This is a genomic window from Flavonifractor sp. HCP28S3_F3 (assembly GCF_052065355.1).
Lineage (GTDB): Bacteria > Bacillota > Clostridia > Oscillospirales > Oscillospiraceae > Flavonifractor.
In genome coordinates, this window is the sequence record NZ_JBQHUF010000024.1 from 1 (window position 1) to 21132 (window position 21132).

Consider the following 21132-nt stretch of genomic DNA (forward strand, 5'->3'; position numbering starts at 1 on the left):
CCAAAACCTTGGCGCAGGCGGAATTCACTTCCGCCGAGCAAGTGAAATAAATCAGGGTTCCCACAGAAAGCTGAGGCTTTTTGTGGGATTGCTGGGCGATGTTGCTCAGTATCTGGGCAAGGACGCTTTCTTCAACCTGAAGTAAGTTTTGACAAGCACAAGGGGCCGCTGCCATTGGCAGCGGCCCCGTTTTATATGTCGCCTGGCTTACAGCTGCTCAAGCACGCTGCGGATCGTCCAGACGTGTGCCTCCTCTTCACCGGCCAGCTCGGAAAAGAGCTCTTTCAGGCAAGGGTCGGTGGTCTCAGCGGCAGCAGCCTGGTAGGAGGCAGCGCCCCGCTGCTCCTCCCAAAACCGCTCCCGCAGCGCGGCGTGCAGGGGTACCGCAGGCTGAGCAGCCCGGACCTCGGGCCAGTAGCGTACCCCGGAGATCAGAAAATAGGCGGTGCTCAGCTTCTTGGCGTGGCGGCGCTCGTCGGCGGCCACCGCGGCCAGCATCCGTCCGCCGCCGCCGGGCGTGCGGCGTGCCAGCGCCTGATATCGCCGCCAGTCGGCCAGCTCGTCGTCTATGTATCCCTGCAGGGCTACACCGTAAGCGGCGGAAGCGGGGCCCAGACAGGACACATCTGGCTCCTCGTCCGCTTGTCCCAGCATCACGACCTGGGGCGCCGCCGGTACCGCCAGGATGGGCAGCGTGTCGGGTTCCTGCTCATTCTGCTCAGCCAGAGTGAACGGGCAGTCTCCCCGGTCCTCCGGCATGACTCTCCGCCAGACTCGTTCAAAAACCTCCCGGTCCACACCGGGAATGGAAGTTTGTTCCATGCCATCTCCTCCAATTCTGTTTGGATTCCACCTATTCTATGCCGCAATGCCAACATTTGTCCCGCTAGGGTTGTATTTTGCTGGGGAGCGTGATAAAATACTAACTCTGGGATAACCAACAAACAAAGGAGAGAACGGCTCATGCTGGAGATCAAGCATCTCAGCTATCAGGTGGAGGACGAGGCAGGCCAGGAACTGGGCATCCTCAACGACGTGTCCCTCACCGTGGCAGACAATCAATTTCTGGTCATCACCGGCCCCAACGGCGGCGGCAAGACCACCCTGGCCAAGACGATCATGGGCCTGGTGGAGCCCACCGGGGGCAGTATTTCCTGGAACGGCACCGATATTACCCATATGTCCATCACCGACCGCGCCCGGCTGGGTGTGAGCTACGGCTTCCAGCAGCCCCCCCGCTTCAAGGGTCTGAAGGTGAAGGACCTGCTCAGCCTGGCTTCGGGCAACCCCAAGCTCACTCGGGAGGAGAGCTGCCAGTACCTTACCAAGGTGGGACTGTGCGCCGGGGACTATATCGACCGGGAGGTGGACGCCTCTCTGTCCGGCGGCGAGGTCAAGCGCATTGAGATCGCCACCATCCTGGCCCGCAAATCCGGGCTGATGATCTTTGACGAGCCGGAGGCCGGTATCGACCTGTGGTCTTTCGCCAAGCTCACCGAGACCTTTAAGCGTATTCATCAGAAGCGAGAGGCCACCCTGGTGGTCATCTCCCACCAGGAGCGCATCATTGATCTGGCTGACGAGATTGTAATGATCGCCGACGGTAAGATTCAGAAGCACGGCCCCAAGGAGGAGATTTTCCCCCAGATCCTGGCCAATACCAGCACGGGCTGTACCTATCTTTCGGAAGGAGCGGACAAGTAATGGATCAGGCAGAGTGGAAGCTCCTCAAGGAGATCGCGGATCTGGAAAAGACCCCTCAGGGCGCCTACAACATCCGCCGCAACGGCCAGCTGGATTCCCGCAACAATACCGCCAACATTGAGATCACCACCAAGACCGAGCCGGGCAAGTCGGGCATCGACATCACCGTCAAGCCGGGCACCAAGCACGAGTCGGTGCACATCCCGGTCATCATCAGCCAGACTGGCCTGAGTGAACTGGTGTACAACGATTTCTTCATTGGGGACGACTGCGATGTGGATATCGTGGCGGGCTGCGGCATCCACAATACCGGCTGCGAGACCAGCCAGCACGACGGCGTGCACACCTTCCACATCGGCAAGAACTCCAAGGTGCGCTATGTGGAGCGGCACTACGGCGAGGGTCCCGGTACCGGCAAGCGGATCATGAATCCTCAGACCATCGTCTATCTGGACGAGGGTGCTTCCCTGAACATGGAGTCCACCCAGATCCGGGGCGTGGACTCCACCAAGCGGGAGACCAAGATCGTGGCAGGTCCCCGGGCTGAGGTGGTCATCACCGAAAAGCTGCTCACCCACGGCCAGCAGACCGCCGAGAGCGACATGGAGATCATTCTGGATGGGGAGGACGCCTCCGGGCGGGTCATCTCCCGTTCCGTGGCCCAGGATGACTCGGTGCAGGTGTTCTACCCCAAAATGACGGGCAACGCCAAGTGCTTTGGCCATGTCCAGTGCGATTCTATTATCATGGGCCAGGCCCGGATTTCCTCCATCCCTGCCATCGTGGCCAACCATGTGGATGCCCAGCTGGTTCACGAGGCGGCTATCGGCCGTATCGCCGGTGATCAGATCCTCAAGCTGATGACCCTGGGCCTCACCGAACAGGAGGCAGAGGAGAAGATTCTGGATGGATTCCTGCAGTAAAAAAGTTTACGACGGCATGCTGGACAAGGTCAACAGCGGTCCCTACTTTGGCCCCAAGAGCGGCGCGAAGGTGACCGCCATCTACGACGACTACTCCGCCGAGGGGGAAATGGAGATTTGCACCGATACCAAAAACCCCATGGGCGTAGTCCACGGCGGCGCACTGTTTACCCTGGCCGACACGGTGGCGGGCACCGCTGCCTTTACCACCGGCCGCACCTGCGTCACCCTGGACAGTTCCATGCAGTTTTTGTCGGCAGCCAAGGGCGACAAGGTATTTTGCGCGGCTGTTCCCAAGAAGGTGGGCCGCACCATTCTGGTGTATGACATCTCCATCACCGATTCTGAGAAGCGGCTGGTGGCCACCGGTATTTTTACGTTTTACGCTACCGGCGAGTATCAGCTGCCCAAGAGAGATTGAAAAACGTCCCCGCCGTCATCGGCGGGGACGTTTTTTGGCTCTCTGAGCAGATCGGCCAGCCGCAGCAGGGCGGCCAGCAGCACCAGCAGGGAAGCCAGCACATTGATGTCGGCGGAGCCTTCTCCCGCCGTTCCCTCCGCGTCCCGGCGACTATGAAGGGCCAGGCAGAAGAACACGGCCAGCGACAGTACCACCAGCACCGAAGCCGCCAGACGCAGCCGGGATACGTCGGTTGCATCTCCCCGGCACAGTCCCTCCCGCTGAATCCACAGGGCCTGCCAGGACAGCAGGATAGATCCCAGCAGTACGGTGAGGAAAAACAGAGATTTATTTGCCTGTTCCAGCTCCTTGCCCATAAAAACACACCCCTTTTCCACATCATATCCCAAAGAAGTGGAAAAGGTGAAAGAAGAGGCCCCGCGGCGTTGCCGCGGGGCCTCTTTGCGTTTAAAATTTGGTGCCGCCGAACTCGTGGAAGGTGAGGTTCTTGTTCCGGTCCTGGGTCCAGTTCACCGCCCACTGGGAGCCGAACAGCAGCAGCTGGTTGCCCTTGTAGTCCTCCACCAGCTTGGTGTCGGTACCCAAGATCAGATCCTCTTCCTTCACCGGCTGGCCGTCCTCAGTCTCGATCCACCGCAGGTACTCGTAGGGCAGACCCTCCATGTACAGATCCACGTTGTACTCGTTTTTCAGCCGGTACTCCAGCACGTCGAACTGCAGGGTGCCCACCACGCCCACGATGACCTCCTCCATGCCGGAGTAGGGGGTCTTGAAGATCTGGATGGCGCCCTCCTGGGCGATCTGCTCCATGCCCTTCAGGAACTGCTTGCGCTTCATGGTGTCCAGGGAGCGCACCCGCTTGAAATGCTCCGGGGCAAAGGTGGGGATGGGATCAAACTTGAACTTCTTGGAAGCGGTACACAGAGTGTCACCGATGGAGAAGATGCCGGGATCGAACACGCCGATGATGTCTCCAGCGTAGGCCTCCTCAATGATCTCACGCTCAGCGGCCATCAGCTGCTGAGGCCGGGAGAGGCGGATCTTCTTGCCGCCCTGGACGTGGTAGACCTCCTTATCCGCCTCGAACTTGCCGGATACGATGCGCATGAAAGCGATCCGGTCCCGGTGGGCCTTGTTCATGTTGGCCTGGATCTTGAACACGAAGGCGGAGAAGCTGTCGTCCATGGAGTCGATGATCTCATCTCCTGCCCTACGGGGCAGGGGGGCGGTGGTCATCTGGAGAAAATGCTCCAGGAAGGGCTCTACACCGAAGTTGGTCAAAGCGGAGCCGAAGAACACGGGGGAGAGCTTGCCGTGGCGGACCCGGTCCAGGCCAAACTCGGCGGCGGCGCCGTCCAGCAGCTCGATCTCGTCGGTGAGCTGCTGATGGAGGCGGCTGCCGATGAGATCATCCAGGTTGGGATCGCCCAGCTCCACCTCGGTAGCGGTGGCGGCCTTGGCGCCGCCGTTGGAGGTGAAGTGGATGATCTTCCGGCTGCCACGGTCGTATACGCCCTTAAAGTCCTTGCCGCAGCCGATGGGCCAGTTCACCGGGTATGTCTCAATGCCCAGTTCTTTTTCCAGCTCCTCCAGCAGCTCAAAGGAGTCCCGGGCCTCCCGGTCCATCTTGTTGATGAAGGTGAAGATGGGAATGTCCCGCATGGCGCAGACCTTGAACAGCTTCCGGGTCTGGGCCTCCACGCCCTTGGCGGCGTCGATGACCATGACGGCGGAGTCGGCGGCCATCAGGGTGCGGTAGGTGTCCTCAGAGAAGTCCTGGTGGCCGGGGGTGTCCAGAATGTTGATGCAGTAGCCCTCGTACTGGAACTGCATAACGGAGGAGGTGACCGAGATACCGCGCTGCTTCTCGATCTCCATCCAGTCGGAGGTAGCGGCACGGGTGTTCTTCTTGCCCTTGACCTGGCCGGCCTGGGCAATGGCTCCGCCGTAGAGCAGGAACTTCTCCGTCAGAGTGGTCTTACCGGCGTCCGGGTGAGAGATAATGGCAAAGGTCCTGCGGCGCTTGATTTCAGATTCATATTGTGACAAGGTGATTCCTCCTTGGTAAAATGTCAAAGGGTCAATGCCCGTAATGTCCCGTATTCCCCTTACGGCGGGCTGAGCCGTGCCACAGCCGCCGGGATTTCGGCAAAGGAGCGGACAAAGGGCACCTCGTGGTCAATGGTCCCGAACCCATAGGCGGCGTGGAGGAAAGGGACCCCCGCCGCCGTTGCGGCGTTGCAGTCCCCCTGCGTATCCCCAATATAGAGGGGATGTTTCATAGCCCGGCGCTCCACCACCAGGGCGATGTTGTCCGCCTTGGCCTTGCCGGTGCGGCCTGGATTTTCATAATCCACAAAATATTGTCCCAAGCCGTGAGCTTGGAAAAAGGCCTCGATATATCCGTCCTGGCAATTGCTGACGATGCACAGGGGATAGTCCCGTGCCAGCAGCTTCAGCGTCTCGGGTACCTGGGGATAGAGTACGCCGCCGTGGACAGCCACGTAAGAATTCTCCTCCTCCAGCAGCTCTTTCAGTACCGGCTGGATCTGTTCCTGGGGCAGATCGGGCAGCACTTTTTTCACGATATCGGGGAGCAGCATCCCCATGCAGCCTGTGACGTTCTCCCGGGTCATCAGCCCGGCCAGCTCCGGTGCCCGCCGCTCCAGTACCCGGCCCCAGGAAACACAAATGGCGTCCACCGAGTCCCACAGGGTCCCGTCCAGATCAAACAGCAGTCCGTCAAACAAGAAAATGCGCCTCCCGCAGCAATACATACTCTGATACTATATCATACCCCTTGCGGCCATTTCAAGCCCGGTGCGCCCGCATTTTGCACGAAAAAGGCCCTGCCCGCCCATGACTGGGCGGGCAGGGCAGGGGAAAGAGGGAAAGGGGATCATGCAGGAAGCAGTTCAGCCGCAGAAAGAGGTGGGAAGCAGCGGTGAGGCAGCTCAGAGACGGCGGCGCAGGCGGCCTTCCAGGCCTCTTCACCGGACAGCCCCATCCGGGGCGCCAGTTCTCTGGCCAGGGCGTCGGCCTGGGCGGACAGGGCTTTGGCCAGACGGGTACCGGCACGGGTCAGGTGAACCTTGCCGTAGCGCTCCTTGGCTACCAGCTGCTTATCGGTCAGCACTCCCATCATGCTGGTGACGGAAGCCCGGGACACATCCAGCGAACAGGCGATATCTTTGGAGGAGACCTCCAGCCGGGCCCTGGACAGATGATAGATGGTCAGCAGATAACGGACGTTGGTGTTGGTCAGCTCCATAACGCACTTCCTTTCTACGGTGTGGAGTCCGAGCGGGACTCCGGGTGACACAGACCGGAACAGCCGCAGCTCCCGCAGGAGCCGCCGCAGGAGCACCCGCCCCTGCCTCTGCGCTTGTTGTGGATCCCTCTGGCGATAATGGCTGCGCAGATGGCCGCAATCGCCAGCCCGATGAGGATAGAGGGCATATAGATGCTCCTTTCTTTGTGTTACTTCGCCGCAGCAGCCACAGCCCGCAGGCCGGCACCCTGATCGGCGTACTTGTTCTTACGCACCAGCAGGTAAATCAACGCGGCCAGCAGGACCACGGCAACCACAGTGCCCAGACCGAAGGACACCATGCCCAGGGCCAGGCCTACCAGCTGGTAGACAATGAGGGAGATCACATAGGCAAAGCCACACATATAACCGATGGCGCCCAGAGCCCACTTGGGATTGTTCATCTCCCGCTTGATAGCGCCCATGGCGGCGAAGCAGGGGGCGCACAGCAGGTTAAAGATCATGAAGGAGTAAGCGGCGATGGGGGTGAAGTGGGCGGCGATCTCCATAGAAGTGTTTCCGGGGAAGAGAACGCTGAGGGTGGAGACCACCTCTTCCTTGGCGATCAGGCCGGTAACCACGGCCACCGTGGCCTGCCATGTGCCGAAGCCCAGGGGAATGAAGAGGAAGGAAACCGCGTGGCCCACGGCGGCCAGCAGGGAGTCGTTATTGTCGGCCACCATACCGAAGCCGCTCTCGGTGAAGCCAAAGCCCTGGAGGAACCACAGGATGACGGAGGACAGGAGGATGACGGTACCGGCCCGCTTGATGAAGGACCAGCCGCGCTCCCACATGGCCCGCAGCACGTTGACGGCGGAGGGGGCGTGATAGGCGGGCAGCTCCATGACGAAGGGGGCGGGATCACCGGCAAAGATACGGGTCTTTTTCAGGATGATGCCGGAGATCACCACCGCCGCCACGCCGATGAAGTAGGCGGAGACGGCTACCCAGGCGGACTTGCCGAACAGAGCTCCGGCAAACAGGGCGATGATGGGCATTTTCGCGCCGCAGGGGATAAAGCCGGTGGTCATGACGGTCATTTTCCGGTCCCGGTCCTGCTCGATGGTGCGGGAGGCCATGATGCCGGGCACGCCGCAGCCGGTGGCTACCAGCATGGGGATAAAGCTCTTGCCGGACAGGCCAAAGCGGCGGAAGATCCGGTCCATGATGAAGGCGATACGGGCCATGTAGCCCACGTCCTCCAGAATGGCCAGCAGCAGGAAGAGCACCAGCATCTGAGGCACGAAGCCCAGCACGGCGCCCACACCGCCCACGATGCCGTCCAGAATCAGGCCCTGGAGCACCTCGTTGCAGCCCACGGCAGTAAGGCCGTTTTCCACCAGCACGGGGATGCCGGGCACCCAGGTGCCATATTCTGTGGGATCGGGCTCGGGGACGGTGAGAGCCTGCTGATAGGCCTCTTGGGTGACGGGCACCACGGTGGTTTCACCGGTCTCGTCATCATAGAAGTAGACCTCGCTGTCGCCGGCTTCATAACCAGCGATCATAGCCTCGGCTTCTTCAAACGCGCCGGAGGCCTCGTCCCAGGCATCCACATCGGCGGTGAAGGGGACGAACCAGCCGTCGCCGAACAGACCGTCGTTGGCCCAGTCGGTGAGGCGGGTGCCGATGGAAACCGTCCAGCCGCCCATGGAGATGGCGTACACCAGGATCATCACCGCCACGAAGATGGGCAGGGCCAGGATCCGGTTGGTCACCACCTTGTCTATCTTGTCGGAGGTACTCATGGAGTGGGCGGCCCGCTTCTTCTTTACCGCCTTGTTTACCACGGAACTGATGTAGGAGTAGCGCTGGTTGGTAATGATGCTCTCAGCGTCGTCATCCAGCTCCCGCTCACAGTCGGCGATGTGGGCCTCCAGATGCTCCTTCAGCTCACCGGTGAGGTTCAGCTGTTCCAGCACCTTTTCGTCCCGCTCAAACACCTTGATGGCGTACCAGCGGAGATACCGCTCCTCCACCAGGTCGGAAATAGACTCCTCAATGTGGGCGATGGCGTGCTCCACACTGCCGGTGAACACATGGGGCAGCTCGCCGCTCCGCTTGGCCTTGGCCAGAGCCACCGCCTGCTCCGCGGCCTCCTTGCCGCCCTCGCCCTTCAGTGCGCTCATGGTCACCACCTGACAGCCCAGAGCGGTACCCAGTTTGTTCAGGTCGATCTCGTCCCCGTTCTTGCGGACCAGGTCGATCATGTTCACTGCCACCACCACCGGGATGCCCAGCTCAATGAGCTGGGTGGTCAGGTACAGGTTGCGCTCGATGTTGGTGCCGTCCACGATGTTGAGGATGGCGTCCGGCTGCTCCTTTACCAGGTAATTCCGGGCCACCACTTCCTCCAGCGTATAGGGGGACAGGGAATAGATGCCGGGCAGGTCTTGAATCACCACATCCTTGTGGCCCTTCAGCTTGCCTTCCTTCTTTTCCACCGTCACGCCAGGCCAGTTGCCTACGTATTGGCTGGAGCCGGTCAGGGCGTTGAACAGCGTGGTCTTGCCGCAGTTCGGATTGCCCGCCAGCGCGATCTTGAGCTCCATGGTCTTACTCCCTTCTCTTGCATTAGCGGCGACTAACTCGACCGCTGAAAAAATGCCGCCTCAGGCGGCGGTGTCAGCCGATTTCGATCATCTCAGCGTCGGCCTTGCGCACGCTCAGCTCATAGCCCCGCACGCTCAGCTCCATGGGATCCCCCAGAGGGGCTACCTTCCGCACGTGGATCTCCACGCCTTTGGTAATGCCCATGTCCATGATCCGGCGCTTGACCGCGCCCTCGCCGTGGAGACGAGTCACCGTAACGGTGTCGCCTACCCTGGCGTCCTTCAAGGTCCTCATAGCGTTTCTCCTCTCACACCAGAATTCGGTTGGCCATGCCCCGATCCAGGGCGATCCGACTGTCTTTTACCTGAACGATCAGATTTCCGCTCAGGTCACTGACTACCGTGACCGTCTCGTCCACCACGAAGCCCAGCTCTGCCAAGTGCTGTCGGACCTCGTCCTTTCCTGTGATTTTGCGGATGGTTACCGGCTCACCCTGGTTGGCCATTGTCAGCGGCATCATGCTGGTCTCCTTTCTCTGCTGGTTAGCCTGACTAACCAGTCGGGGATAAAATAGTGGTTAGCTACATCTAACCACCTGGTCGGGTATGAGTTTACAACAACTAACTGCATTTGTCAATGCTGTTTGGAAAATTTTTTTGCAGGGCAAGTAAGGAGAGGTGAGAGCCGCAGGAATTGGGAAATAGAGGGACAAAGCAGGAAAGCGTCAGCTTTTTCCCTGCAACCGCATAGAATAAATTGCTTTTTTCCCTGGTGAGGTGTAAAATACCTTAGTATCTCTTTGACCGGGGAACCAAAGGAGGGCTTTTCTATGGACGACCGGGTAAAGGAACTGCTGGAGCGGGTGCGGGGCACCGCCATGGCAGTGAGCGAGGCCGCGGGTGTGACCGCCCGCTGCGCGGGCAAGTGTGCCGGGCAGATGCTGGACACGGCCAAGCTGAATATGAAGATCTTTGACCTAAAGGGAGATATCGACCGGGACCTGCAGGCCATCGGCCGGATGGTGTACGATGCCCACCGGGGGCAGGAGACGGACCATGCCGCCATGGATAGCCTGCTGGCGGGCATTGACGAGAAGTCCGCCGCCATCGAGACCCTGCGGGAGCGGGTGGCGGTACTGCGCCGCAGCAAGACCTGCCCTGCCTGTGGTATGGTGTGCGGCCAGGAGGACAAATTCTGCAGAGGCTGCGGCGCTTCGCTCTGACGCGCGCCCACCGGCCGGGCGGGAATCCTGCCCGGCCCCTGACAGCTAAAAAGGAGGACAAGCATATGCAGTATACCTTTGAACAGTATCAGCAGAGCGCCGACGCCATCCGGGCCAAGATCGGCGATTTCCAGCCCAAGGTGGCTATGATTCTGGGCTCCGGCCTGGGCTATATGGGGGACATTGTGGAGAACGCCATTGCCGTTCCCTACGGGGAGATCCCCCACTTCAAGGTGTCCACCGCACCCGGCCACAAGGGCCAGCTGGTGTTTGGCACCCTGGAGGGGAAAAATGTGGCGGTGATGCAGGGCCGGATGCATCACTATGAAGGTTACTCCTATGAAGAGGTGGCCTACGCCGTCCGGGTGCTGCGGCTGCTGGGATGCGATACGCTTATCGTTACCAATGCCGCCGGCTGCGTTAACATGGACTGGAAGGCCGGCGACCTGATGCTCATCACCGACCAGATCAAGATTTTTATGGAGTCTCCTCTCCGGGGCGAGAATCTGCCTGAGTTCGGTGTCCGGTTCCCCGACGCCTCCCATCTGTACACGCCCGCCCTCCGGGAGGTAGCCCGGAAGGCCGCCGGTGAGCTGAACATCGACCTGAAAGAGGGCGTATACATGTACTTCCCCGGGCCTCAGTACGAGACCCCCGCCGAGGTGCGCTTTGCCCGTATTGCCGGAGCCGACGCGGTGGGCATGTCCACCGCTCCCGAGGTCATCGTGGCCGGCCATTGCGGCATGCAGGTGCTGGGCTTCACCCTGCTGAGCAATATGGCTGCCGGCATCCTGGATCAGCCCCTCTCCGAGGAGGAGGTCCTGGAGGCTGCCGCCGCCTGCCGGGACAAGTTCTCCCGTCTGGTGCTGGCCTGCCTGAAGCAGATCGGATAAAACCTGGACTATACAATAACAATAAGGAGACCAACACGTTATGTCCATTCTCATTCATAACTGTACCGCCGTTCTGATGGACCAGGCGGGTACTGTGCTGCCCGGCGCCTACGTGACGGTAGAGGGTACCAAGATCACCTGGGTGGGTACCCAGCGTCCTCAGGGGACCTTTGACCGGGAGATCGACGGCAAGGGCAACGTGCTCATGCCCGGCTTCGTCAACGCCCACACCCATGTGCCCATGACTGCCATGCGTGGGTATGGGGATGGAAACAACCTGCAGGACTGGCTGAACAACTATATCTTCCCTGTGGAGGCCAAGTGGGACGACCGCGCTGTGAAGGCGTGCACTTCCCTGGGCCTGGCGGAGATGATTGCCTCCGGCATCACCACCATCGCCGACATGTACGGTCACACCGATGCGGTGGCTCAGTCGGTGGCGGCCAGTGGGATCAGCGCCAATCTCTCCTGCGGCGGCGTGCAGTTCTGCGATGGTCTGGATCCCGCCACCCACCACGACTGCGTGGTGCAGCGGGAGATGACCGAGAAGTGGCACGGCTACAATGACGGCCAGATCCTGGTGGACGCCTCCATTCATGGCGAGTACACCTCCCACAAGGAGCTGTGGCAGTGGATGGCAGATTACGCCAGAGAGCGGAACCTGGGCATGCATGTCCATATCTCGGAGACCCGCACGGAGCACGAGCAGTGTATCGCGCGCCACGGCAAGACTCCCATCCAGACCCTCAACGACTACGGCGTGTGGGACGGCCGCGCCATCGCCGCCCACTGCGTGTGGACTACCCCGGAGGACTGGGCCATTATGGCTCAGAAGGGGGTGTCCGCCATTCACAACCCCATGTCCAACCTGAAGCTGGGCAGCGGCATCGCCCCCATCCCGGCCATGAAGAAGGCGGGGGTCAACGTGTGTCTGGGCACCGACGGTGTGTCCTCCAACAACTGCACGGATTTCTTTGGGGACCTGAAGCTGGCCGCCATCCTCCACAACGGGGCCAACTGCGATCCTCTGGCCCTGCTGCCTATTGACGCGCTGCGCATGGCTACCTGCGACGGTGCCAAGGCCCTGGGCCGTAAGACCGGCTCCATTCAGGCGGGGTATGAGGCCGACCTGATCCTGGTGGACTTCTCTCACCTGAACCTGACTCCCTGCCACAGTGTGCTCTCCAACCTGGCCTACGCCGCCCACGGCTCCGACGTGGTGATGAATATGGCCCGCGGCAAGGTCATATATCAGGATGGGGAGTTCTACACCATCGACCTGGAGCGGGTGAAGCGGGAGCTGGCGGACTATGCTCTGCCCCTGCTGTTTTCCGAAAAATAAGGGGGATTATCGTTGTCTAGCCAGAAGAAAAATACCTTTTACGGTGCTGCTGCCTTCCTGACCATGACCACCATCCTGGTGAAGATCATCGGCGCCATCTATAAGATCCCGCTGACTGCCCTGCTGCCTGACGAGGCCTACGGCGACTTTAATGCGGCCTACAACATCTATACCGTGTTCCTCACCATCTCCACCGCCGGCCTGCCGGTGGCCCTGTCTAAGACGGTGAGCGAGTGCAACGCTCTGGGCCTGCACAACCAGAAGGAGCGGGTGTTCCGGGTGGCCCTGGCCGCCTTCCTGGTGATGGGCACCATCAGCTTCCTGTGCATGTCGGTGTTCTCTCCCATTGTGGCAAAATATGTACTCCAGAATGAAAAGGCAGTCTTTGCGGTGCTCGCCCTGTCTCCGGCAGTGCTGTGTACCTGCTGCTCTGCCTTCCGGGGTTATGCGCAGGGTCACCTGAACATGGTGCCCACCGGCGTGTCCCAGGTCATTGAGGCTCTGTGCAAAATGGTGCTGGGCCTGGGCCTAGCCATGCTCATTCTGAACTCTGCCATCCAGCCCGAGGATACCCGGGATCGGCTGGCCGCCGCGGGCGCCCTGGTGGGCGTGTCCATCGGTGCCATCCTGTCTCTTGTCTATCTGATCATCAACCACATCCGCACCAAACGGCGGGAGAAGGTGGTGGCCACCGATACGCCGGACAAGAGCAGTACCATCCTGCTCAAGATGCTGAGACTGGCCATTCCCATCAGTCTGGCCTCCTGCACCCTGTCCGTGGTCAACCTCATCGACACCGGCCTGGTGCAGAGCCAGCTCCAGAGCGTGTTTACCGCCATGGGGGACGGCCTCACCGGAGTAAGCAACAGCGTGCTGGACATCTTCCCCAAGGCGGAGGCCATGTTCCAGGAGAACTTAGCCGCCTGGCAGGCCGACGTGCTGGTTAACCCGAACACCACCCTGGACCCTGTTCTGGACTCCGCCCGCACGCTGTACGGCATCTACAGCAAGACCATGAGCGTCTACAACCTGCCCTTCAACCTGATGGTGCCCTTTACCGCCTGCATCGTTCCCGGCGTGTCCGCCTGCATTGCCCGGCGGGACCGGCTGGGAGCCCGCCGTACCACTGAGTCCGCTCTGCGCATCTCCGCCCTGGTGGCGCTGCCCTGCGGCTTCGGCCTGCTGGCCCTGGGCGGACCCATCATTCAGCTGCTCACCGTGGGCAACGTGGATGTGAGCATTGCCGGTCCGCTGCTGTCCATCCTGGGCATTGCCTCCATCTTTGTGTGCATTCAGGTGGTGGCGTCCTCCATCCTTCAGGCAAACGGCATTGTTAACCTGCCCATCATCACCATGGTGATCGGCGGCGTGTGCAAGGTTCTGGTAAGCTATACTCTGGTGGGTAATCCCAAAATCATGATCTACGGTGCGCCTATTGGCACCCTGACCTGCTTTGTGGTGGTGGGCGTGCTCAACCTGCTTATCATCAAGCGGATGGTTCCCCAGCCGCCCCGCTATCACCTGGTATTTATCAAGCCCCTGATTGCCTCTATCATCATGGCCGCGGCCGCCTGGGCCAGCCACGGCCTGCTCAACCGGGTGTTCTCCGGCTCGTTCCTGATGAATGCGGTGGCCACCGCCGGTGCCATCCTGGTGGGCGTTGTGGTGTATGCCATTTTGGTGGTGCTGCTCCGTGTTCTCTCCAAGGAGGACCTGGAAATGATGCCCAAGGGGGACAAAATTGCAAAGCTCTTGCATATTCAGTGAACTTTTTTGGAAAAAAAGGTTGCAGGAGGCCTTGAAATATGGTAGATTTTCAGTACAAGGATTCTTATAACGTCAAGGACCTGGAGGAAATTGTCCGCATTCTCCGCGCCCCCGGGGGCTGTCCCTGGGACGCGGAGCAGACCCACCAGTCCATCCGCCGCAACTTCCTGGAGGAGGCCTATGAGGCGGCGGAGGCCATTGATGAGGAGAGTCCGGAGCATTTGAAGGAGGAGCTGGGCGACGTGCTCCTCCAGGTGGTGTTCCACGCCCGGATGGAGCAGGAAGAGGGCCGCTTCGACCTGGACGATGTGGCGGACGGCGTGTGCAAGAAGCTCATTTATCGCCATCCCCATGTGTTCGGAGACGTGAGCGTGTCCGGAACTGGCGAGGTCCTGTCCAACTGGGAGGAGCTCAAGCGCAAGGAAAAGGGACAAGCCACCAATACCGACGCGCTGGAATCTGTAGCCCGTTCTCTGCCGGCCCTGTGGCGGGCGGAGAAGGTGCAGAAGAAGGCCAAAAAGGCGGGCTTTGACTGGCCGGACGTGTCCGGCGCACTGGACAAGCTGTCTGAAGAGCTGGAGGAGCTGAAGACCGCCGCGGCTGAAGGCACCAACGTGGCCGAAGAGCTGGGTGATCTGCTGTTCTCGGCGGTGAATGTGTCCCGGTTCCTGAAGGTTGACTGTGAGGATGCCCTGAATCAGGCCACCGATAAATTCATTGACCGTTTCCGCAAGGTGGAGGCGCAGGCCGGGGACCGGCCCATGACCGAAATGACCCTGGCTGAGCTGGACCAGCTGTGGGAGCGTGCCAAGGAGACGACTTAAAGGCGGCGACGCCTTAAGTATAACAGGGGGGGACCCCGCGAATCACACAGGAGGAATGATCGACATGAATAAGGCTGAACTTATCAATGCGGCTGCCGAGAAGGCCGGCCTGTCCAAGAAGGATACTGAGAACGCTATCAACGCTGCCATTGAAGTGATTTCCCAGAGCCTGGCTGAGGGCGACAAGGTCCAGCTGGTTGGCTTTGGCGCTTTTGAGGTGAAGTGCCGCGCCGAGCGCATCGGCCGCAACCCCAAGACCAAGGAGAGCATCAAGATCCCCGCCTCCAAGGTGCCCGTGTTCAAGCCCGGCAAGGCGCTGAAGGACATCGTGTCTGAGTAAGCAGTACAGCGTGGGACCGCCGCGTCATGCGGCGGTCCTTTTTTCAGGAGGAACGATATGCGGCTGGATAAATGGCTCAAGGTATCCCGGCTCATCAAGCGGCGCACCGTGGCCAACGAGGCCTGCGACAACCAGCGGGTCACCGCCAACGGCCGGCCGGTAAAGGCCAGCTATGAGGTGAAAGAGGGCGACGTGCTGGAGCTGCGCTTCGGCGAGCGGACGGTGAAGGTGGAGGTGCTCTCCGTCACCGAGCACGCCGGCAAGGCGGAGGCCTCCGCCCTGTATAAGGAACTGCTTTGATGAAACGAAAGAACCGCTGCGGACAAGCTCCGCAGCGGTTTTTTGTTACCTGTAGAAAGAAAATGTCATGGAGCTGTCGCCTCTTTTGGGAAAAATCGTGCTATGATGAAGTCGGAGGAAGCAATGTGAAGAAAGGATGTGGGCTGTATGAAACGGCTGCTTGCTCTGGGCCTGTGTCTGGCCCTGCTGTGTCCCGCCGCTGGAGCGGCGAATGGAACAACGGACGGGTTGTGGACCCGGACCGAAGGAGGCGGAAGCTATGTAACTGTCCGCCTGCACTGCCCGGAAGGGGCGGAACTGAGCTGGACGGACAGCCGGCGGCTGTCGGTGCGGTATGCCGACACCGGGGAGCCGGTGGGGCTTACCAGCAACCTGCTGTGGGGCGAATGGCTCTTTGCCACGGTGCCCGCAGACCAGGCGGACCGCCCTCTGGAGGTATTCCTGGGAGAGGAATATCGCTTCCCCGACTGCATTACCTACTGGGAGGACCTGGAGCTCTATGAGGAGTACTACGGGGCCGGGGACCTCTATTACCGCGGTGTAGTCCGGGGAGACCAGACGGGAAAGCTGAATGCGGACCAGCCCCTCACCCGGGCGGAGGCCTTTGCTCTGGTCTGCCGCCTGCTGGGCCTGGAGCCCGCCGGTGACCCGGGCTATGCCGATGTGGGACCGGGGGACTGGTACTATGATGTGGCCTCCGCTGTCCGGGCCGCCGGGATCGCCGCGGCGGGGGAGCGCTTTGAACCTGGCCGTACCGTGACCCGGGGGGAATTCACCGTGCTGCTGGCCCGGGCCATGGCGAAGGTGGGATGGCTCACCATCCCGGAGGGCACGGCGGAGGACCTGGAGCTGGATGACGCCGCTGCCATCCCGGACTGGGCCCTGAATTCCTACCTGGCGTTTGCCAAAGCCAATGTCCCTCTCATCCAGACCATGCAAGAGACAGGGGAGACCGACCCCAATGACGGCGCGCCTGTCTATGCCTACCTGGCGGAATGGGATAAGCCAGCCCAGCGGGGAGAGGCCATTCAGTTCCTCAACGGCGCCCGGCAGCAGCTGCCCTGGTATCCCACCCAGACGGCCATCGACTATGGCTTTGATCAGAAGATGCCGGTGATCGACGGCTCCACCTCCACCTACCCCTATACCATGGCGGTATATGGCGCCCTGTTTGCCAACTACAGCAATCATCCCCAGTTCCCTGAGAGCAACTCCAAGAGCTTCTATTCCTATGACCGGCTTATCAGCGGAGAGGCTGATATCCTCTTTGCCTCCACCAAGCCCACCCAGGATACCCTGGACAAGGCGGCGGCTGCCGGTGTGGAGCTGGAGCTCATTCCCATGGCCTATGACGCCATGGTGTTCTTCACCAACGGGGACAATCCCATCACGGGACTGACCATGGAACAGATACGAAATGTATATGTGAATAACGCATATACGAACTGGAATCAGATCGGCGGGCCGGATGCCCAATTAATCCCCTTCTGCCGCAATCGGGACAGCGGCAGTCAGGCTCAGATGGAGGAGTTCTTCCTCCAGGGTGGGGAGATCCACCCGGACATCCAGAGGGAGACCACCTCGGTGGCTATGGCCTCGGTGCTCACCGATGTGGACGATGCCGGGCAGGAGGATCCTCTGACCTACGGCCTGGGGTACAGCATCTACTACTATTACCTCCAGACCACGCCCATCCTGGTGGGGCCGGACGCCCTCAAGCTGCTGGAGGTGGACGGGGTATATCCTACCGACGAGACTATCGCCGACGGCAGTTATCCCCTGGCGGGATACAACTACACGGTGGTCCGCTCTGACGCGCCGGCCGGCTCCCTGGCCCGGCAGATGGCGGACTTTATGCTCAGTTCGGCGGGACAGGACTGTGTGTCCAACGCCGGTTTCGGTCCCCTAAAGTAAAGAGTTTTCCGATAAAAAAGGACCTGCCGCAATGCGGCAGGTCCTTTTCATTCTTATTTCCGGCCACCCCGGCGGGAGCTGCGGCGCTCCGCCTGGCGCAGCTCGGACAGCTTGCTGTCCGAAGCGGCCATAAACTGCTTGAGACGGTCCTCAAAGCTGGTGGGCTCCGCCGGAGCGGGCTTGCCCCGGAAGCCCATGCCGCCGCCGTTGTGCGAGGCAGGACGGCCCATGGGACGGCCCTGGCCAGCGGGACGGGGGGGAGGATCCATAGCCTTCTTGATGGAGAGGTTGATGCGGCCGTTCTCGTCAATGCCGATGACCTTGACCTTGACCTCCTGACCTTCCTTCAGATGATCCTTTACATCGTTGACATAGGTATAGGCGATCTCAGAGATATGCACCAGTCCCGACTTGCCCTCCGGCAAGGCGACAAACGCGCCGAACTTCGTAATCCCCGTGACCTTTCCTTCCACAATCGAACCAACACCAAACTCCATAATTGCCAGCAAAATCCTCTCTTTTAAATTCAATCGGTGAAATAGAAGACATACTCACCCGGCTCCACCAGACCCAGCTTATCCCTGGCGATGTCGGTTTGACGCTCCGGGTCGTCGCTGTTTTCCACCGCGTCGGCCAGATCCGCGTTGATCTGCTTCTGGGCGGCCACTTCCGACTGCGCCTGAGCCAGATCGGCCTGGGCTGCGGTGATCTTGTGCTGCAGATTCAGCAGAGCGGTAGCGGCGGCGATGAGCAGAGCCAGAACCACGATCTTTGTTAAAAGAGACGCTTTTTTGACCTTCATGGACGGCTCCTTCCCCAGCTTGCTCTCGTACTGCCCGGTGTATCTCATCCATTTCCCTGGATAGTAGTCTTATTTTATACCACTTCAGCTGATAATGGAAGGATTTTTTTGCGGTTTTTGAAAGTTTTTTGCCCAGGCGCAGCAGCAGATGAACAGGAAAGAGCAATATTTTACAAATTATGGATATCAAATCAGCCAGAGCATAGCCTGCCTTGAGCACCCAGCGGCTGGCGGACAGAAAGTAGGCCGTGGCGCCGAGCAGCACTGCGGCGATGACATAGAAGCGCACTTCGCCGTTACCCACGGCAGTGGCGTATACGAACAAGCCCACCGTCACCGCCAGCCAAAACAGCAGATCCAATATCCCGCCGATCAGAGGCAGCGGGATGCGCACCCGCATGACCCGCAGCAGGTCGTACAGCAGGCCGACACCCAGACCCAGAGCCAGACCTCCGGCCAGAAAGACGGCCTGCCACCCCAGTGGTCCGGCCATCTCAGCGGAACAGCCGGGCCAGCAGGCCGCCAGAGCGGTCACGGCCGCCGTCCTCGTAGGTCAGCGCGTCGATGTCCCCCTCTACCTTCAGGTCTCCGCCGTCCAGACTGAGCTTCTCGATGTGCAGATTTTCTCCCCGGATCACCAAAGTGCCTCGGCTGGTGCTCATAACGATGGTGTTCTCGTCAAAACTCTCCACTTCCTCCACGCCGGAGACAGAGAGCCGTTCCCGTTCCTCCAGGATGATGTGATGGGCGGCCTCCGGCCGCATCCGGTTGTCCTCATAGGGCATGCTCCACCCCGCCTTTCCCACATAGTCTTGTCTATCTATATGGGACGGGGGATAGGGATATGTGTCCTATTTCATCTGCAGGGCGGGGTGCAGCCGACGGCGAAGGACCAGCGCCAGCGCCAGCTTCAGCCCGTCAGGAAGGAGGAAGGGGAACACACAGCTGCCCAGCACTGTCCACAGGCTCACCGGTCCGGTGGTCCTGGTGTAGAGCAGCAGGTACCACGCCGTGCCGAAAAAATAGCACACCGCCAGCCCCGCGATGGCCGACAGGAGAAAGACCACTGTGTTGTCCCCGAAGAGCCGCTCTCCCAGCCACATGACCAGAGCCAGCAGCAGAAAGCCCAGCAGGTAACCGCCGGTGACCCCGGCAAAGGTCCCCAGACCGCCCCGGAAGCCGGAGAACACCGGCAGGCCCACCGCCCCCAGCAGCAGGTATACCCCCACCGCCAGGCTGCCCAGCTTGCCGCCTAAAAGCCCCACCGCCAGAAAAATGGCAAAGGTCTGCATGGTGAAGGGCACCACCGTGGGGATGGTGATCCAGGCGCAGATGACGATCAATGCCGCCATAATGCCTGTGGATGCCAACTGTCTTGTTTTCATGGTTGCCTCCATATTGTAAACTTAAAGTGAATTATAGTTTACAATATAAGAAATGTCAACCAAAAGAAAAGAAAGGTTGACATGAAAACACTCGCAACGGTACAATGAGGAAAAAGGAGGGACCGATATGCTGCGGGATGATGTGCTGACCCTGCTGCGGCAGCAGGAGGGAGAGCCTCTGTCCGGGGAGGCCATGAGCCGAGCGCTGGGGGTAAGCCGGGCGGCGGTGTGGAAGGCTATGGAGGCGCTGCGTCAGGAGGGCTATCTCATTTCCTCTGCCCCCAGAAAGGGATATTGGCTGGAGGAATCCCCCGACCTGCTCTCGGCGGGAGAGCTTGCCAGGCCAGGGCGCCGGGTGGGTGGCGAGATCATCTGCCTGGATACAGTGGATTCCACCAACAACGAGATCAAGCGCCGGGCGGTTGGGGAGGTCCCCGACGGCCTGACAGTGGTGGCAGGGGAGCAGACCGGCGGCCGGGGCCGCCGGGGGCGCAGTTTTGTTTCCCCGCCGGGAAAGGGACTCTATCTGTCGGCGGCCCTGAGACCAGAATGCCCCCTGTCTGAGGTGTCTGCCCTCACCGCCTGGTCGGCGGTGGCGGTGTGCGACGCCATTGAGGCGGTGTGCGGCATCCGGCCCGGTATCAAGTGGCCCAACGATGTGATCCTGAACGGCCGCAAGCTGTGCGGCATCCTCACCGAGCTGGAGCTGGAGGCTGAGACCGCCGCCCTCCGGTATGTGGTGGTGGGCATCGGCGTGAACGTCAGCCAGACTGAGGTCGACTTTGGGCCTGAGGTGGCTCCGGTGGCCATTTCGCTGGCCCAGGCTTTGGGGAAGGCTCCCCGCCGGGCGGAGGTAGCCCGGGCGCTGCTGGACAGCCTGGACCGCCTGTATACTGGTTTTCCTCAGGAGCGGGCGCAGTGGCTGGAGCGCTACCGGGCCGACTGTCTCACCGTGGGACAGCCGATCCGGGTGCTGTTCGCCGCCGGGGAACGGGAGGGCACCGCGCTGGGGGTGGAAGAGGACTTTTCCCTGCGGGTGGCCTGGAAGGACGGCGGGGAAGAGGTCATCTCCTCCGGAGAAGTGTCTGTTCGAGGCCTTTTGGGGTATGTTTGACCCTTCGCAACCGCTGGTTGCGGAAAGTTCCAGCCGTTGCTGGTGGATCGCAACCGCGTTTTCTGGTAGCCTGAAGCCGTCAGGAGGTGACGGGATATGACATTAGGTGAAAAGATCCAATACTATCGCAAACAGAAAAAGCTGTCCCAGGAGGAGCTGGCCGCCCGGGTTGGGGTGTCCCGCCAGGCGGTGAGCAAGTGGGAGCTGGGAGTTTCCCAAAGTTAAAGATACCACATCAATCCCACGCGGACTTTTGCTCAACCGATACAGCCGGAGGGCTGGATAACAAGAAAAGGCGGTATGCGCCCCGTGGAGGGG

25 protein-coding genes and 2 pseudogenes are annotated in these 21132 nt (G+C 60.6%); 13 read left to right on the forward strand and 14 right to left on the reverse strand.

What is annotated here, in order from left to right:
* Positions 1-207 precede the first annotated feature (207 nt).
* On the reverse strand, positions 208-822 hold the full coding sequence (locus tag ACTNB1_RS14430; RefSeq protein ID WP_441170454.1) for a ferritin family protein: 615 nt from the start codon (positions 820-822) through the stop codon (positions 208-210).
* Positions 823-963: 141 nt separating this feature from the next.
* On the opposite strand from ACTNB1_RS14430, the gene ACTNB1_RS14435 reads away from it, so the two are divergent.
* The 3 genes from ACTNB1_RS14435 to ACTNB1_RS14445 are packed head-to-tail and all read left to right on the forward strand — an operon-like array spanning position 964 to position 3048.
* Positions 964-1704, forward strand: a complete 741-nt coding sequence (locus ACTNB1_RS14435) for an ABC transporter ATP-binding protein (RefSeq protein ID WP_441170455.1) — start codon at positions 964-966, stop codon at positions 1702-1704.
* Positions 1704-2627, forward strand: coding sequence for a SufB/SufD family protein (locus ACTNB1_RS14440; protein WP_441170457.1), 924 nt, complete (start codon positions 1704-1706; stop codon positions 2625-2627). Before ACTNB1_RS14435 ends, ACTNB1_RS14440 begins: the two co-directional genes overlap by 1 nt.
* Positions 2611-3048: a PaaI family thioesterase gene (locus tag ACTNB1_RS14445; RefSeq protein ID WP_441170459.1), complete on the forward strand. Its 438-nt coding sequence runs from the start codon at positions 2611-2613 to the stop codon at positions 3046-3048. Before ACTNB1_RS14440 ends, ACTNB1_RS14445 begins: the two co-directional genes overlap by 17 nt.
* On the opposite strand, the gene ACTNB1_RS14450 is transcribed toward ACTNB1_RS14445, so the two are convergent.
* The 8 genes from ACTNB1_RS14450 to ACTNB1_RS14485 form a co-directional block, all read right to left on the reverse strand.
* Positions 3027-3404 (reverse strand): hypothetical protein, encoded by a 378-nt coding sequence (locus ACTNB1_RS14450; RefSeq protein ID WP_441170460.1) that lies wholly within the window; start codon positions 3402-3404, stop codon positions 3027-3029. The two genes, ACTNB1_RS14445 and ACTNB1_RS14450, sit on opposite strands and share 22 nt — an antisense overlap.
* Positions 3405-3495: 91 nt before the next feature.
* Positions 3496-5097, reverse strand: coding sequence for a peptide chain release factor 3 (locus tag ACTNB1_RS14455; protein ID WP_441170462.1), 1602 nt, complete (start codon positions 5095-5097; stop codon positions 3496-3498).
* A gap of 59 nt (positions 5098-5156) precedes the next feature.
* Positions 5157-5798, reverse strand: coding sequence for an HAD family hydrolase (locus tag ACTNB1_RS14460; protein ID WP_441170464.1), 642 nt, complete (start codon positions 5796-5798; stop codon positions 5157-5159).
* Positions 5799-5947: 149 nt separating this feature from the next.
* Positions 5948-6319 (reverse strand): metal-dependent transcriptional regulator, encoded by a 372-nt coding sequence (locus tag ACTNB1_RS14465; protein WP_441170465.1) that lies wholly within the window; start codon positions 6317-6319, stop codon positions 5948-5950.
* A gap of 14 nt (positions 6320-6333) precedes the next feature.
* A complete protein-coding gene (locus tag ACTNB1_RS14470) occupies positions 6334-6507 on the reverse strand; it encodes a FeoB-associated Cys-rich membrane protein (RefSeq protein ID WP_441170467.1) in 174 nt (57 codons plus the stop codon).
* A gap of 21 nt (positions 6508-6528) precedes the next feature.
* Positions 6529-8910: a ferrous iron transport protein B gene (gene feoB, locus ACTNB1_RS14475; RefSeq protein ID WP_441170469.1), complete on the reverse strand. Its 2382-nt coding sequence runs from the start codon at positions 8908-8910 to the stop codon at positions 6529-6531.
* A gap of 73 nt (positions 8911-8983) precedes the next feature.
* Positions 8984-9205 carry a FeoA family protein gene (locus ACTNB1_RS14480; RefSeq protein ID WP_441170471.1) on the reverse strand — a complete coding sequence of 74 codons (222 nt, stop codon included), beginning with the start codon at positions 9203-9205 and terminating at the stop codon, positions 8984-8986.
* A gap of 13 nt (positions 9206-9218) precedes the next feature.
* Positions 9219-9431, reverse strand: a complete 213-nt coding sequence (locus ACTNB1_RS14485) for a FeoA family protein (protein WP_441170472.1) — start codon at positions 9429-9431, stop codon at positions 9219-9221.
* Between the two features lie 309 nt (positions 9432-9740).
* Between ACTNB1_RS14485 and ACTNB1_RS14490 the strand changes: the two genes are divergently transcribed.
* The 8 genes from ACTNB1_RS14490 to ACTNB1_RS14525 all read left to right on the forward strand — a co-directional run bounded on the left by ACTNB1_RS14490 (position 9741) and on the right by ACTNB1_RS14525 (position 17513).
* Positions 9741-10133: a zinc ribbon domain-containing protein gene (locus ACTNB1_RS14490; RefSeq protein WP_441170474.1), complete on the forward strand. Its 393-nt coding sequence runs from the start codon at positions 9741-9743 to the stop codon at positions 10131-10133.
* 65 nt (positions 10134-10198) lie between these two features.
* A complete protein-coding gene (locus tag ACTNB1_RS14495; RefSeq protein ID WP_441170475.1) occupies positions 10199-11026 on the forward strand; it encodes a purine-nucleoside phosphorylase in 828 nt (275 codons plus the stop codon).
* Positions 11027-11066: 40 nt separating this feature from the next.
* Positions 11067-12368 carry an amidohydrolase family protein gene (locus tag ACTNB1_RS14500; protein WP_441170477.1) on the forward strand — a complete coding sequence of 434 codons (1302 nt, stop codon included), beginning with the start codon at positions 11067-11069 and terminating at the stop codon, positions 12366-12368.
* Positions 12369-12380: 12 nt separating this feature from the next.
* On the forward strand, positions 12381-14135 hold the full coding sequence (locus ACTNB1_RS14505) for a putative polysaccharide biosynthesis protein (protein ID WP_441170478.1): 1755 nt from the start codon (positions 12381-12383) through the stop codon (positions 14133-14135).
* 38 nt (positions 14136-14173) lie between these two features.
* Positions 14174-14959 carry a nucleoside triphosphate pyrophosphohydrolase gene (gene mazG, locus ACTNB1_RS14510; protein ID WP_441170479.1) on the forward strand — a complete coding sequence of 262 codons (786 nt, stop codon included), beginning with the start codon at positions 14174-14176 and terminating at the stop codon, positions 14957-14959.
* 64 nt (positions 14960-15023) lie between these two features.
* Positions 15024-15299: an HU family DNA-binding protein gene (locus ACTNB1_RS14515; RefSeq protein WP_441170481.1), complete on the forward strand. Its 276-nt coding sequence runs from the start codon at positions 15024-15026 to the stop codon at positions 15297-15299.
* Between the two features lie 57 nt (positions 15300-15356).
* Positions 15357-15599 carry an RNA-binding S4 domain-containing protein gene (locus ACTNB1_RS14520; protein ID WP_087347698.1) on the forward strand — a complete coding sequence of 81 codons (243 nt, stop codon included), beginning with the start codon at positions 15357-15359 and terminating at the stop codon, positions 15597-15599.
* A gap of 147 nt (positions 15600-15746) precedes the next feature.
* Positions 15747-17513, forward strand: a complete 1767-nt coding sequence (locus ACTNB1_RS14525) for a PstS family phosphate ABC transporter substrate-binding protein (protein WP_441170483.1) — start codon at positions 15747-15749, stop codon at positions 17511-17513.
* A gap of 53 nt (positions 17514-17566) precedes the next feature.
* On the opposite strand, the gene ACTNB1_RS14530 is transcribed toward ACTNB1_RS14525, so the two are convergent.
* The 5 genes and pseudogenes from ACTNB1_RS14530 to ACTNB1_RS14550 form a co-directional block, all read right to left on the reverse strand.
* Positions 17567-18010, reverse strand: a complete 444-nt coding sequence (locus tag ACTNB1_RS14530) for a S1 RNA-binding domain-containing protein (protein WP_441170491.1) — start codon at positions 18008-18010, stop codon at positions 17567-17569.
* A gap of 29 nt (positions 18011-18039) precedes the next feature.
* On the reverse strand, positions 18040-18315 hold the full coding sequence (locus tag ACTNB1_RS14535) for a septum formation initiator family protein (protein WP_441170485.1): 276 nt from the start codon (positions 18313-18315) through the stop codon (positions 18040-18042).
* 235 nt (positions 18316-18550) lie between these two features.
* Positions 18551-18808: pseudogene (gene yabQ / locus ACTNB1_RS14540) on the reverse strand (spore cortex biosynthesis protein YabQ); the annotation flags it as partial.
* A 1-nt stretch (position 18809) separates the two neighbouring features.
* A complete protein-coding gene (gene yabP / locus ACTNB1_RS14545; RefSeq protein ID WP_441170487.1) occupies positions 18810-19100 on the reverse strand; it encodes a sporulation protein YabP in 291 nt (96 codons plus the stop codon).
* 66 nt (positions 19101-19166) lie between these two features.
* Positions 19167-19700: a biotin transporter BioY gene (locus tag ACTNB1_RS14550; protein WP_441170488.1), complete on the reverse strand. Its 534-nt coding sequence runs from the start codon at positions 19698-19700 to the stop codon at positions 19167-19169.
* Between the two features lie 127 nt (positions 19701-19827).
* On the opposite strand from ACTNB1_RS14550, the gene ACTNB1_RS14555 reads away from it, so the two are divergent.
* Both ACTNB1_RS14555 and ACTNB1_RS14560 read left to right on the forward strand, forming a co-directional pair.
* Complete coding sequence (locus ACTNB1_RS14555) at positions 19828-20814, forward strand: biotin--[acetyl-CoA-carboxylase] ligase (RefSeq protein ID WP_441170490.1); 987 nt, start codon at positions 19828-19830, stop codon at positions 20812-20814.
* A 96-nt stretch (positions 20815-20910) separates the two neighbouring features.
* Positions 20911-21018: pseudogene (locus tag ACTNB1_RS14560) on the forward strand (helix-turn-helix transcriptional regulator); the annotation flags it as partial.
* Positions 21019-21132 lie beyond the last annotated feature (114 nt).

What these genes read in the sequence shown, in the direction of transcription:
- ACTNB1_RS14430 (WP_441170454.1), bottom strand. Translation starts at nt 822, where the DNA reads ATGGAACAAACTTCCATTCCCGGTGTGGACCGGGAGGTTTTTGAACGA.
- ACTNB1_RS14435 (WP_441170455.1), top strand. Translation starts at nt 964, where the DNA reads ATGCTGGAGATCAAGCATCTCAGCTATCAGGTGGAGGACGAGGCAGGC.
- ACTNB1_RS14440 (WP_441170457.1), top strand. Translation starts at nt 1,704, where the DNA reads ATGGATCAGGCAGAGTGGAAGCTCCTCAAGGAGATCGCGGATCTGGAA.
- ACTNB1_RS14445 (WP_441170459.1), top strand. Translation starts at nt 2,611, where the DNA reads ATGGATTCCTGCAGTAAAAAAGTTTACGACGGCATGCTGGACAAGGTC.
- ACTNB1_RS14450 (WP_441170460.1), bottom strand. Translation starts at nt 3,404, where the DNA reads ATGGGCAAGGAGCTGGAACAGGCAAATAAATCTCTGTTTTTCCTCACC.
- ACTNB1_RS14465 (WP_441170465.1), bottom strand. Translation starts at nt 6,319, where the DNA reads ATGGAGCTGACCAACACCAACGTCCGTTATCTGCTGACCATCTATCAT.
- ACTNB1_RS14470 (WP_441170467.1), bottom strand. Translation starts at nt 6,507, where the DNA reads ATGCCCTCTATCCTCATCGGGCTGGCGATTGCGGCCATCTGCGCAGCC.
- feoB (WP_441170469.1), bottom strand. Translation starts at nt 8,910, where the DNA reads ATGGAGCTCAAGATCGCGCTGGCGGGCAATCCGAACTGCGGCAAGACC.
- ACTNB1_RS14480 (WP_441170471.1), bottom strand. Translation starts at nt 9,205, where the DNA reads ATGAGGACCTTGAAGGACGCCAGGGTAGGCGACACCGTTACGGTGACT.
- ACTNB1_RS14485 (WP_441170472.1), bottom strand. Translation starts at nt 9,431, where the DNA reads ATGATGCCGCTGACAATGGCCAACCAGGGTGAGCCGGTAACCATCCGC.
- ACTNB1_RS14490 (WP_441170474.1), top strand. Translation starts at nt 9,741, where the DNA reads ATGGACGACCGGGTAAAGGAACTGCTGGAGCGGGTGCGGGGCACCGCC.
- ACTNB1_RS14495 (WP_441170475.1), top strand. Translation starts at nt 10,199, where the DNA reads ATGCAGTATACCTTTGAACAGTATCAGCAGAGCGCCGACGCCATCCGG.
- ACTNB1_RS14500 (WP_441170477.1), top strand. Translation starts at nt 11,067, where the DNA reads ATGTCCATTCTCATTCATAACTGTACCGCCGTTCTGATGGACCAGGCG.
- mazG (WP_441170479.1), top strand. Translation starts at nt 14,174, where the DNA reads ATGGTAGATTTTCAGTACAAGGATTCTTATAACGTCAAGGACCTGGAG.
- ACTNB1_RS14515 (WP_441170481.1), top strand. Translation starts at nt 15,024, where the DNA reads ATGAATAAGGCTGAACTTATCAATGCGGCTGCCGAGAAGGCCGGCCTG.
- ACTNB1_RS14520 (WP_087347698.1), top strand. Translation starts at nt 15,357, where the DNA reads ATGCGGCTGGATAAATGGCTCAAGGTATCCCGGCTCATCAAGCGGCGC.
- ACTNB1_RS14525 (WP_441170483.1), top strand. Translation starts at nt 15,747, where the DNA reads ATGAAACGGCTGCTTGCTCTGGGCCTGTGTCTGGCCCTGCTGTGTCCC.
- ACTNB1_RS14530 (WP_441170491.1), bottom strand. Translation starts at nt 18,010, where the DNA reads ATGGAGTTTGGTGTTGGTTCGATTGTGGAAGGAAAGGTCACGGGGATT.
- ACTNB1_RS14535 (WP_441170485.1), bottom strand. Translation starts at nt 18,315, where the DNA reads ATGAAGGTCAAAAAAGCGTCTCTTTTAACAAAGATCGTGGTTCTGGCT.
- yabP (WP_441170487.1), bottom strand. Translation starts at nt 19,100, where the DNA reads ATGCCCTATGAGGACAACCGGATGCGGCCGGAGGCCGCCCATCACATC.
- ACTNB1_RS14550 (WP_441170488.1), bottom strand. Translation starts at nt 19,700, where the DNA reads ATGAAAACAAGACAGTTGGCATCCACAGGCATTATGGCGGCATTGATC.
- ACTNB1_RS14555 (WP_441170490.1), top strand. Translation starts at nt 19,828, where the DNA reads ATGCTGCGGGATGATGTGCTGACCCTGCTGCGGCAGCAGGAGGGAGAG.